General features: G+C 37.6%; 13 protein-coding genes and 1 other annotated feature. Of the genes, 1 reads left to right on the plus strand and 12 read right to left on the minus strand.

The window, feature by feature from the left end; genetic code table 11:
- Positions 1 to 210: 210 nt before the first annotated feature.
- The 12 genes from tyrS to NIZ91_13490 form a co-directional block, all read right to left on the minus strand.
- Complete coding sequence (gene tyrS, locus NIZ91_13435) at positions 211 to 1,455, minus strand: tyrosine--tRNA ligase (protein USY53755.1); 1,245 nt, start codon at positions 1,453 to 1,455, stop codon at positions 211 to 213.
- A 39-nt stretch (positions 1,456 to 1,494) separates the two neighbouring features.
- Positions 1,495 to 1,710, minus strand: a binding site (T-box leader).
- Positions 1,705 to 2,217: a MarR family transcriptional regulator gene (locus NIZ91_13440; protein USY53756.1), complete on the minus strand. Its 513-nt coding sequence runs from the start codon at positions 2,215 to 2,217 to the stop codon at positions 1,705 to 1,707. (Overlaps the previous feature by 6 nt.)
- A gap of 134 nt (positions 2,218 to 2,351) precedes the next feature.
- A complete protein-coding gene (locus NIZ91_13445; GenBank protein ID USY53757.1) occupies positions 2,352 to 3,215 on the minus strand; it encodes a LysR family transcriptional regulator in 864 nt (287 codons plus the stop codon).
- Positions 3,216 to 3,245: 30 nt separating this feature from the next.
- Positions 3,246 to 3,851, minus strand: a complete 606-nt coding sequence (locus tag NIZ91_13450; GenBank protein USY53758.1) for a substrate-binding domain-containing protein — start codon at positions 3,849 to 3,851, stop codon at positions 3,246 to 3,248.
- Positions 3,852 to 3,916: 65 nt separating this feature from the next.
- Entirely contained in the window at positions 3,917 to 4,204 is a 288-nt protein-coding gene (locus tag NIZ91_13455) for an antibiotic biosynthesis monooxygenase (GenBank protein USY53759.1), read from the minus strand.
- Between the two features lie 16 nt (positions 4,205 to 4,220).
- Entirely contained in the window at positions 4,221 to 5,387 is a 1,167-nt protein-coding gene (locus NIZ91_13460; GenBank protein ID USY53760.1) for an iron-containing alcohol dehydrogenase, read from the minus strand.
- A 13-nt stretch (positions 5,388 to 5,400) separates the two neighbouring features.
- Complete coding sequence (locus NIZ91_13465; GenBank protein USY53761.1) at positions 5,401 to 6,384, minus strand: zinc-binding dehydrogenase; 984 nt, start codon at positions 6,382 to 6,384, stop codon at positions 5,401 to 5,403.
- 63 nt (positions 6,385 to 6,447) lie between these two features.
- Positions 6,448 to 7,110, minus strand: coding sequence for a type 1 glutamine amidotransferase domain-containing protein (locus NIZ91_13470; GenBank protein USY53762.1), 663 nt, complete (start codon positions 7,108 to 7,110; stop codon positions 6,448 to 6,450).
- Between the two features lie 136 nt (positions 7,111 to 7,246).
- On the minus strand, positions 7,247 to 8,860 hold the full coding sequence (locus NIZ91_13475) for a polysaccharide biosynthesis protein (GenBank protein ID USY53763.1): 1,614 nt from the start codon (positions 8,858 to 8,860) through the stop codon (positions 7,247 to 7,249).
- A 149-nt stretch (positions 8,861 to 9,009) separates the two neighbouring features.
- Complete coding sequence (locus tag NIZ91_13480) at positions 9,010 to 9,489, minus strand: DUF4188 domain-containing protein (GenBank protein ID USY53764.1); 480 nt, start codon at positions 9,487 to 9,489, stop codon at positions 9,010 to 9,012.
- A gap of 717 nt (positions 9,490 to 10,206) precedes the next feature.
- A complete protein-coding gene (locus NIZ91_13485) occupies positions 10,207 to 10,851 on the minus strand; it encodes an AhpC/TSA family protein (GenBank protein USY53765.1) in 645 nt (214 codons plus the stop codon).
- 76 nt (positions 10,852 to 10,927) lie between these two features.
- On the minus strand, positions 10,928 to 11,497 hold the full coding sequence (locus NIZ91_13490; GenBank protein ID USY53766.1) for a phosphoglycerate mutase family protein: 570 nt from the start codon (positions 11,495 to 11,497) through the stop codon (positions 10,928 to 10,930).
- Between the two features lie 189 nt (positions 11,498 to 11,686).
- Here NIZ91_13490 and NIZ91_13495 point away from each other — a divergent pair, with 189 nt between their 5' ends.
- The gene (locus NIZ91_13495) at positions 11,687 to 12,163 is read left to right on the plus strand and encodes a DUF4825 domain-containing protein (GenBank protein USY53767.1); all 477 of its coding nucleotides are present in this window, start codon (positions 11,687 to 11,689) and stop codon (positions 12,161 to 12,163) included.
- Positions 12,164 to 12,191: the final 28 nt, after the last annotated feature.

Raw genomic sequence — 12,191 nt, forward strand, 5'->3', positions numbered from 1 at the left:
CCCTATACTTTATCAGGATAAATAAAAAATTTTCGATTATTTTTTTATGTAAATTCTGAGTAACTCCTGCAAAAGCTCTACTAAATAGCATGGCTTCTAAATTGGACACTTTTCTCTCTATCTTTACTTTTTTGATACTACTACTATTTACATTTTTAATCATAATATGTAGTCCATAAAAAAAGCTCTCTATTATGAGAGCTTTTTCCATTATTTTTTAAGCTGAACAAATTTTCTTTTGCCTACTTGGACAATCAAGTCATTTTCTATTGCTACTTGTAAATTTTCATCTATCACTTTTTTTTGATTTAGTTTTACTCCACCATTTTTTATCATTCGACGCGCTTCACTTTTAGAGGTTTGAAGTCCTAGTTCAACCAATAGTTCAATAATGGGAAGTTGTTCTGAACCTCTCCAGTTCACCACCGGAATATCATCAGGTAAAGCTCCTTTTTGAAAGACCGTTTTGAAATGATTCTCAGCTTCTTGTGCAGCTTTTTCACCATGGTACATTCGCACAATCGTTTTCCCCAGCTGCATCTTTACATCTCTAGGATGTTTCGTGTTTATTGTTAAACCTCGTTCCATTTCCTCAATCTCTTCTAAAGGGACATCCGTAGCAAGTTTGTAATACTTTATCATGAGCTCATCTGGAATTGACATTGCTTTTCCGTACATATTCCAAGGTTCTTCATCGATACCAATATAGTTCTGTTTAGATTTAGACATCTTCTCTATTCCATCTAACCCTTCTAATAAAGGCATAAGCATGGCCACTTGCTTTTCTTTTCCATACTTCTCTTGAAAGTGACGTCCCATTAAAATATTAAAGTGCTGATCGGTTCCACCAAGCTCAATGTCACATTCTAGTTCTACAGAATCGTATCCCTGCATAAGTGGGTAGAAGAATTCGTGAAGAGAAACTGGCTTTCCTTCTCCTAAACGCTTTTCAAAGTCATCTCGCTCTAATAAGCGTGATACGGTAATTTTCCCTGCCAAATTAATGACATCTTCAAAATTAAGCTTTGATAGCCAAGAGGAATTATAGTGAAGTTCTACTTTGTTCATATCTAGCACTTTTCCAAATTGTTCAAAATACGTTTTCGCATTATGTTTGACTTCCTCATCGGTTAATTGTTTTCTCGCAATAGACTTGCCGGTTGGGTCACCAATTTTACCTGTGAAATCACCAATTAAAAGCTGAATAACATGCCCATTTTCTTGAAATTGACGAAGCTTATTTAATACGACTGTATGCCCTAAGTGAACATCGGGTGCTGAAGGATCTAATCCCAGCTTAATTTTTAGCGGTACACCTGTTACAATTGACTTTGCTACTTTTTGTTTCAGCTCATCGGCAGGGATAATTTCCTGAGTCCCAACACTATATAATTTGTACTGCCTTTCAATCTCTTCTTTTTGATTCTCTGTTGCTTGCGCTAAAAAGTTTTCCATTTTACTTCCTCCTTAAAATAATAAAAACCACGCCCCTAAATAAGGGACGTGGTTCTTACACGCGTTACCACCCTTGTTGAAGAGAGTTCCCTCTCTTCCACTTCATTTTTTAACGGCTCTTCACCGTTCTTTGCTTCTACACAAAGAAAGCTCAAGGAATGTAATTCACTTTTATCTATATACCAGTTCACACCGTCCACTGGCTCTCTGAAAATAGGGAGATAAAAGCTACTAAGATCCTCTCAATGCCTATACGTTATTAATATTTTGAATTATATAGCGAAGCTGCTCAGCTAGCCGTTCTTGCTCACTTACTTCCATTGAATAAACAAGCTTCTTTTCACCTTGATGAAATTTTGGATACAGCTCTTTGATTACTTGTTCACCTTTCTTTGTTAAGCTAATGCTAACACGCCGTCGATCTCTTGGATCAGCACTGCGCTCACATAGGCCTTTGCGCTCTAATGTATTCGTAATAGTACTAATTGTGGCCGTCGTAACGCCTGAAGAAGCAGCTAATTCTTTTGTTTCCATCGGACCCCATACCCACACATCATATAATAATGAAAATGCAGTCCACGATAGCTTATGAGCTGAGAGTACGTCCCGTTCCATTACAATACGTAAAGATTGAGCTGCTCGGTAGAGGTTTGTAGCAACCGCTACTGCGTGTAAATCAACGTCTTTTCCTAGACTTTCAGATAAAATCTTTAAGCGATCTACTTCTTCTATTCGATGTTTATATTTATTTTTCTTATCCATTCGCACCTTACCTTTAATTTTCAGAATCATTAGCTACCTAACGATTAATTTGTATAGGTGTAATTAAACTATAGTTTCATCTAAAAAGCAAGCCCTACTATAAAAATAGCATGAAGCCAACACGGGGCTTCATGCTATTTTTGCAGCTTCAAAAGTGTCTCTTGAAACGCTGGATGGCTTTTATGATCCGATTTATAAGCTGCATAAATTGTATTCGATACGCACATCGTTGAAAACAATACTTTAGAGCGGTTTTGTGCAATTGAATCTTGAATTAAATATGTTGGTAGGATACTTATACCCATACCTTGCTCAATTGCTTCTAATATGGCTCTTAAATCTGGAATAACGTGAGAAGGCTGAATATCCGGACGCTTTTTAAAATGCTCGCGCCAGTATCTTCTAATAATCGGAAGCTCCAAGCCATATGTGAGCCACGTTTGTTTTTTCAACCATACTTCTAGTTCATCCTGTTGTAAGCTTGGCTCTTCAAGCTGAGCGGGAGCAGCAACCACAAACGTTTCCTCTTCAATTTTCACACAATCAATTCCAGCCTGCTGAAGCTTTTGAGTTGTAATAATGAAATCTACTTCGTCTCGCTCAAGCTTTTCTAATAGAATCTGTGCGACTCCAAACTGAACGGTAAAGCGCAGATTCAAATCTTTAATTTTGGGAAGAGATCCTTTTGTAAAATATTCAACAGGTGACCCAATTCGCATAACCGGCGCTAACGAGGAAGACTCATGCCGAAGTTCTAGAGACGCTGTCTCAAGACTTTCAATCAAGGGAACAATTTTGGTATAAAGTTCTTTTCCTTTATCTGTTGGAATCATTTTACGTGGTGCTCGAATAAAAAGAGGTTCTCCTACTTCCGCTTCTAATGCAGACAAATGCTGACTCATCGCAGGCTGTGTCAAAATACGTGCTCTAGCAGCAGCGGATACTGAACGATGTTTATATATGCTAATAAAACTGCGGTACCATTCAAAATCAATCATGTTCTATCCTCCGAGCTTATAAACTTATCTTTAGTATACCAAAAGTGCTACTTTTTCGTCGCAAGCTTGGACAATTGGCTTCACAACCTCTGCATTTCGGTAAGCTAAGTAAATTTGATTTGTAACAGCTAGGTCTAAGAAAAGAACTTGGCACTTTTTTTCAGCAACGGATTGCTCAATCAAATATGTCGGCAAGACACTCATTCCCATACCCGCTTCTATGCCTTTTAGAATTCCTCTTAAGTCAGGAATAACGTGAAAAGGTTCCATTTCTGCTCTTTCATTAAAATGTTGCTTCCAAATTCGTCGAATAATAGGAAGTTCTCTACCATAACTAATCCAGTTCTGTTGCTCCAGCCACGCTTTTCTATTACTTGCCGGAATTGCTTCAAAACTATTCGGTGCTACAATCACGAACTTCTCTTCCTCAATTTTTAAGTAGTTTACACCATCTACTTCATATTTCTTTGTCGCCAACACGGCATCAAGATTACCTTCTACAAGTTCCTCTAGCAGTGGATAGGTAAGACCAAATTGAATATCATAGCGACAGTTCGCCTGACAAAGGTAATTTAACGCTCTTTTAACAAAAAACTCAGATGGAGCCCCCATACGAATTTGATGACAAGATTCCATAGTATACATATCCTTTCTTATACACATAAACAAAGCACCGCTCCTTTCAGAAGCGATGCTTTCATTTAAAATAACCGGAGTTGGTGTACTTCTCTCAACTCAATAATGTCTCGAATAGCTTCTCGGTATTGTTGATAATGAGAGGAGTTAATATGAAGCTGAAAAGCTTTTTCTGAAGCCCAACGCTCATAGAAAATAACTGTGCCCTTTTCCTCTTTAGACGAGTGAGCAGCATAAAGAATGCAGCCTTCTTCTTGCTTAGAAGGTTGAACAACATGAGCAACAGCTTTTTGCAATTCTTCTTCATAGCCCTTTTTGGCTTTTAACTTTGCATGGATAATAACTGGTTCCATTGAATAAATTCCTTCCTTACAAAGAGCGACGTAAGATATCTTTTACGTCTTCTTTACGAAGGGGAACATAGCTTCCTAATGTTTCACCGCGAACCATTGAACGATCTGCCATTAAATCTAGCTTTTCATCATCGATATTGTAGTCAGCTAACTTAGAAGGTGCTCCAATTGAAGTCCAGAAGGTACGTAAAGCAGCAATGGTTTCACTTGCAACTTGTGAATCTTCTTTTCCTTCACGATTAATATCAAACACTCGTTCTCCAAGCTGTGCTACTTTGGCTGGATTTTGACTAGCAACAAATTCCATCCAGTTAGGGAATAAAATAGCAAGACCTCCGCCGTGGGGAATATCATAGACAGCAGACACTGCGTGCTCAATCATATGCGTAGCCCAATCAGTTTTTACCCCCATTGAAAGCGTGCCGTTTAGCGCAAAAGTTCCGTTAAGGAGCATAACTTCACGGTGCTCATAGCTTTCTAGATTTTTCATAAGTTTCGGAGCGGTTTCAATCATTGTGCGAAGGATTGACTCACCGATACGCTCTTGAAGAGGCGCATTTTGAGAAGCATGAAAATATTGCTCAAATACATGAGACATAATATCCACGATTCCATATACCGTTTGATCTTGAGGTACAGTATACGTAAGCTGTGGATCTAAAATGCTAAACTTCGGATAAGTATGAATTGATCCAAACGAACGCTTTTCATTTGTTTCCCAGTTGGTGATAACTGCTCCACCGTTCATTTCAGAGCCCGTTGCAGCTAATGTTAGAATGGTTCCAATAGGTACAGCAGATGTCGGAACAGCTTTTTTCATGACAATATCCCAAGCACTACCTTCATAATGGGACCCAGCAGCGATCGCTTTTGCACAGTCGATAACACTACCTCCACCAACTGCTAAAATAAGGTCTACTTCATGTTGACGAACAAGCTGAATCCCTTTTTCAACCGTTGTTAGACGTGGGTTCGGCTCCACTCCACCTAATTCAACCACCTGTACATCTGCTTCATTTAAAAGCTCTTGCACTTTATCGTATAAACCGCTGCGCTTAATGCTTCCACCACCATATAGTAGTAAAACACGGTTGCCATAAGCTTTCACTTCTGCTGGTAAAGCCGCTAATTGGTCTTTTCCAAAAATTAATTTTGTGGGATTATGATATTGAAAATTTTCCATTGTTTCTCTCCTTTTATTTGTTCATATCAACGACAATTTTTCCTTTTACATGGCGCTCTGACAGCTCCGCTAGAGCTTGTGGTACTTCACTTAACGAAATCACTCTTTCAACGAGCGGAGATACTTTTTTCTCTTGTACTAACTGTAAAAATTCGTCACCCATTTTTGCCAAGTCACGTTCGGCAATTTCATCATGGTTATGATGAATAGCGTTCAGCGCTACTTCATGGAACGAAATGACTTTCGTAAAAGGCTTCACTTTCGTATAGTCAGGTGCTCCAGCAATATGGGCAATATGTCCATTGTAAGCAATTAAATCTAAAGAAGCAGTTGCGTTATCACGACTTACCGTGTCTAACACGGCATCTACGCCTCGTTCGTTTGTGATTTCCATCACTCGTGCTTTCACGTCTTCTTCTCGGTAATCAATTACATAATCTGCTCCTAGTGATTTTACGTACTCGTGATTATGAGCAGAAGCTGTTGAAATGACGGTTTTCCCTGCTGCTTTTGCTAATTGAATTCCAAAACCACCAACACCACCAGCACCTCCATGAATTAAAATTGTATCAATCGCATTCATTGGAAGTTTGCGAAATAATGCTTGGTAGGCTGTATAACCAGCTGTTGGAAGTGCTGCTGCTTCTACAAAAGTAATAGAATCTGGAATACGAGAAATCGTATGAGCCGTTGTTACACCGTACTCTGCATATCCACCTTTTTTATTGAAATCACCGTGATACACAACACGGTCACCTTTTTTCCATTCCGTAATTCCTTCTCCAACTTCTTCTATCGTACCGGCTACGTCTAACCCTAAAATATGTGGATAAACCCAGCTAGGGTTGCCGTTTGTAGCCGTTTTATAATCAACTGGATTTAAACTTGCTGCTTCTACTTTTACAACAACTTCTCCCTTTTTCGCTACAGGCTTTGCCATTTCTTCAATTTTCATTTCACGCCATGTGTTTGGCTCATGTAATAATAATGCTTTCATTGCTGATCACTCCTATTCAGAGATTCCCCCTATAAAAGCTTGTACTTCTATAGGAGGTTTTATTTATGCTAATTGTTTAATTACTTCTTTCGCTACGCTAATTGTTGATTGTGGATTTTGACCTGTAATCAAGTTTCCTTCTACTTGAAGATGGTTTGTCCAGTTCGCTGCTCCTACAAAGTTAGCACCTAGTTCACGAAGACGTGTTTCTAAAAGAAACGGCATAAACTGGTCAAGCGTTGTTTCTCTTTCTTCTTCATCTGTAAATGCTGTAACTGATTTCCCTGCTACTAGCGGTGTACCATCTGACAGTGTCACTCCAACTAAACCAGCTGGTCCGTGACAGACCGCTGCCACAATTTTGTTATCTTCATAAAGTTCACGAATAACAGCCTGCAACTTTTCATTGTCTGGAAGATCAAACATTGTACCGTGTCCACCAGGTAAGAAAATCGCATCAAATATTGATACATCCGCAATACTATCTAGTTTTACCGTATTTTCTAAATGAATAGCCGTATCAAGCATTTCTTGTGGAACATCCCCTTCAAGGCTTCGGTCATCAACCGGTGCTTTTCCACCTAAAGGACTTGCTACTGTTACGTTGTATCCCTTCTTTGTAAATTCAAGATATGCTTCACCAAACTCTGAAAGCCATAGTCCTGTTTTATGATCATCGTTCATTTTATCTGCTGTTGTTACAACCATTAAAATATGTTTTGACATATTAAGTTCCTCCTAAAAGCTTGTATTGTTTTGTACTACAAGTCATATTGTACGACCTGATTTCCGATAATACAAATTAGAAAATATATCTTTATCTATAAATATATTTATAGATAAAGAACCAAGGAGAAAAGCATCATGATGCTTTTCTCCTTGGCTTTTTAAATAGCTCTCGTATTTGCTTGTTACTAAAACTGCATCCCGCGTAAATACATGCTCCTGCTATCGTTGAAAGAGTAGCGGTAAGAACAGAAACCATGTGATCCTGCACAACGCCTGTTAACTGAACCGTTAACAATTTGTTCATGATAAACACAACGATTCCCATTAATGCAACGTGCATAATGGATATTTTCACTTTGGCAAGCTCAGGTATAATACGATACGACAGAGCTTTTTTAATAAGGTGAAAATTATATAAAACGGATACACCGTACCCTATGTACGTAGCCAAAATTGGTGCAAGTTCTTTAAAAGATGAAAGCAGTGCAATATTTAGAATGAACTTCAGTATAATACCAGTTAGTAGACCAACAATTACTTTTTTCTGCTGGTTAACCCCTTGTAAAATAGCTGCTGTAATAGTGAATAAACCAAATAAAATGGCCATGGGTGCGTACCATTGGAGAACAAAACCTCCCAGCTCATAGCTGCTGCCTGATGGAAAAATCATTCGATAAATAGGTTTTGCTAACAGCGATAAACCAACCGCAGCCGGAAACGTCAAAAAGAAAAAGAGCTGCAGAACCTGCGTGATTTTCTGCTTAACTTCATTTTCGGCGCCTTTTGTATAAGAAGTCGTAATGCTTGGTAGCAGCGACATCCCAAAAGCAGTTGCTAGTGAGACTGGAATCATTACCAAAATTTGCGCAAGGCCAATAACTGCGTTGATTGTTTCAGCTTTTTCCTGGGTATAGCCGATTGACTGAAACAATGCATTAACTGTAAACGTATCAATATTTTGATAGATAGGAATGGCTAATCCAACAATCACAAATGGAATGCTATAACTTAATAGCTCTTTTAACATTGAAGCAATGGAAATGCTTTTATTTTCTTGGCTGTTCTGTACTTGTTTGTAAATAAAATGCTTGCGCTTTTGATACACAATAACTAATACAAGAAGACCTGCGCCCCCTCCTACTGCTGCGCCAAATGTCGCCACTCCAACCGCGCTCGTTATACTACCATTAAACATCGTTAACACAGCATACGCTCCACATACAATAAATACAACGCGAACGACCTGCTCAATTACCGTACTCAAAGCCGAAGGTCCCATTGATTGATTACCTTGAAAATATCCTCGTAGCAAGCTCATTGCTGGAATAATGAGAAGAGCAAAGCTGACCATTCGAATTACGTAAATTACGTCATCCATACTATTTCCACTTCCGTCTTGCCTTCCAACGACGAAATGAGCTAGAGTTGGAGCTAAAGCATATAAAGTTGCGCATGCTATAAACCCAGTCACCATCATTAAAAATAAGCCAAACCTTAATAAATCTTGACTTGCCCGATAGTTTCCTAGCTCATTATATTTTGACACATATTTAGAAACGGCTAGCGGGAGACCCATTGTCGACAAGCTAATCATAAGACCATAAGGCCCATACGCATATTTGTAAAGAGCGTATCCTTCATCTCCGACCAAGTTCATAAATGGAATAATATAAACAAACCCTAAGATTTTTGAGATAAGCGTAGCAGCTGTTAAAAAGAGCGTGCCACGTACTAACTTGTTATTCATATTTCTCTCCTCGCTAAAAAAGCAGCTACCAGCTACTTTTAACCTCTTCACCTTTCGCTTCAACCTTGAACGTTTCATTACTTTTTTCTATTTTTCTACAAAAACGTTTGAGCACTATTAGTACTTTGAAAGTGTAACTAGCAATGAAATTATAACTGCTCTTTCGTCAATCTTTCTCTCGCAGACTCTAACCCTCGATTTACAGGTCTGTGTCCTTTTGCTTTTGCAAGCCCAAACAGCGGCATGTTTGCATAAATGGACTCATATGCATTTTCTTCGACTTTATACGTTTCATGATAGATTCCAACTGTTCCATCGCTTCCAATTCGCTGATTAAACTTCTTCCATGCTTTTAAATGACGAGATCCTTTTGCATAAGACTCAAGTTGTTCAAAGCTTTTCCAGTATTGTATTAAAGTAATGGTTTTCCATGAAAAAGATATTTCCGTATGTAAAAAACCAAGCTCTTTGTTTTGATAAAGTTCTTTAATCATAGGCGGCATGGCCATAAATACAGGAAGCCATTTTGAGAAAGAAAATAGTTTATTAATTCTCATACCGATAATAAACACAACCATATTTTCGCTTGAATCTACCGTATAGCGCCCGCTGTGAATCTGCTTTGCCAACACCTTCACCTCCCAGTAATCATGTATATTTTACCAATAATTCCAAAGGAACACTATAACTAAAATTACATTTTTTACATATTATCTGTTGATTACAGTTAGTAGAGATAGTAAAAAAATAAGTTACAGTTAACTGTAACTTCATCATTAAAATGTAAAAGTTGATAATATGCGAGTGTATACCGCTAATGAACTTACAGAAATTACACAGCAATACAATTCATAAAACTTACAACTATTCGCTACTGTACCTAACTCGGCTTATTTCCACCACTAGAACTCATTCACAATAAGCGCACATACACAGATAAACACCTCACATATGGAAAAGACACCTTAACACTCAGTCGTACAGAAGAAACACTTGATAATATCCAAAAATCTCTTCAGTCTGTTTCTTATGAAGACATTGTAAGAATTGCTGGTCAAATTAGGGACTGTAGACAAAACGTAACGTACCATCGCCAATATCAAACAAAATCAGTTATGGAAACAAAACGAAAAATTTATGCTGACTTCATAGACGTTACAATTCTTTCTGTAGGTAAAATTGTAGAAGAAGAATGATGAGGGCAGGAAATAAGCATTTCAAAACGTTATGCTTCTGAATTGTTCATAACTTCTATGTAATTCAACGATGTAGTTGAACAGCATAATGCAATATTATTCTCAAAAAAGTCACCTGCTCTATTGATAAAACAGGTGACTTTTTGGTATTTATAGATTTTTTAACACGTCTATAACTTTAGAAGGTTCTGTACGTTTTGTATAATCTGAATCAACGTCAGCAAATACCACTCTACCTTGTTGGTCAACAACAAAAGTAGCTGGCTTTGGTAGTTCCCAGTCGTTATTTCCATTATGTCCACTTACATCAAGGCCTGACTCTTTATACAAATCAATTAAATAGTCCGGCATTTTAAACACCAAGTTAAACTCTTCTGCTACTTTATTTCCTTCATCACTTAAAACAATAAACTCAAGTTCATTTTTCTCTTTTGTTGATAACGAAGAATCTGGCAATTCAGGACTAATAGCAACTAGTTCCCCACCAGCTTCTTTAATTGCTGTAAGTTCACGTTGGTAAGCTTTTAATTCAAGGTTACAATAAGGGCACCAACCTCCGCGATAGAATGTTACAATTACAGGTCCCTTTTGAAGGAGGTTTTTGAATGAAACCTTTTGGCCAGTAGCATCTAATAGTGTAAAATCAGGTGCTTGATTACCAACTTTTAAACCTTGAGCAATACCTGATTTCTCAAGCTCTTCTGTGGCTTGTTTCATTTTTTCTTGCTTTTCTTTGGACGCTTTTTGCTTAAATACTTTTTTATAGTCTTGAATTTCTTCTTGTAATGTTGACAAAGTATCTTCCTCCTTATACAAGTTTAAATCCATATTACCAACAACTTATCTGTTTTTCATCTATACTGCTCATACTTCACTCCATGACAAACTCATATGTAATGCATTTCCAATGTTTGCTGCTCATTTTTTCATATGTAACCCAGCCCATTTTCTCCAGTTCTTTTGCGAGTAAACGATTAAAAAATCCGTGACCAACAAGGACAACTGTCTGTTTATTTTTGGCATATTGAACTAAGCGTTCTGCTCCAATTTTCGCTCGCTTTTTCGCCTGTTTGTAAGATTCACATGACTGACTATAACCAGCCATCCATAAAAGTCTTAACATGACAAGCCAAACAGCTGGTTTGCATTTAATGAACTGACCAAATGTACATTGAGGGAGCTCTACTTCTCTAAAGATGCTGTCTGAGTTTAAGCGTGATCCTCTCGTCAATAGATTAGCTGAGTGTTGACTTCTTTTTAAGTCACTCGTTAGTACGATGCCGCTGCTAGCAACAATTTCGACAGTTGACTGCGGATACTCTTTTTCTTCCTGAACGCCTTTTTCGTTATAAGCTGACACCCATTGACGAAATTCTTCACTGCTTATTTTTTTATTTTCTTTCCAAGCAGATTTACCATGTCTTATAAATACTATTTTCATAGATACCCCTTTTCCCAGTTGTCCCACTTATACATTACCAAAATATTCAATTTATTTCTATTGTCAATATTGTGAAACTCAAGCTGATTTCTTGAAAGAGCGCTACATATTTGTTTAATTTTAACAATTGAGTTCTCATCTATGTTACGATTAGCAATGGGGATTGGAGATAAATCAGGAGGTCGAAAATTGCTTAAGTATATGAAACTATTTTTATTTTCCTTATCGGTACTACTCCTTTTAAACGGCTGTAGTTCAGCTAATACGACTAAAAATTTATTCGAATTTAAAGATTCCTACATCGGAGATAATAGCGCAGTGGTACATATTGTTCACCAACTCTTACATGAAGAAGAGTTTAAAAAGCTTAAGCTTCAGACAAAAAAACAGCCGTATGGTATCCATTTAACATATGAAGACATCAGTGGAGCAGACAATGAGCGTGAGAAAGTAGCTATTTATAACGCTACCTTTATCTTCGCATTAATTCAAAATGTAGATTGGATTATCTTTCAATTTGATAATGCTGAATATAAGCTTACAAAAGAGGAGCTGGAAGGCTGGTATGGTAAACAGCTAAGCGATTTCTCAAATGAAAAGTCATTAAAAGAATTGGCTACAAATTATCTAAACGACGAAGAAAAAGTGAAGAAACTATTCCATTAAAAAAAAGAGGAGCTTAGGCTCCTCTTTT

The sequence above is a fragment of the Bacillus sp. 1780r2a1 genome (assembly GCA_024134725.1).
Taxonomy (GTDB): Bacteria; Bacillota; Bacilli; order Bacillales; family Bacillaceae_H; genus Priestia; species Priestia aryabhattai_A.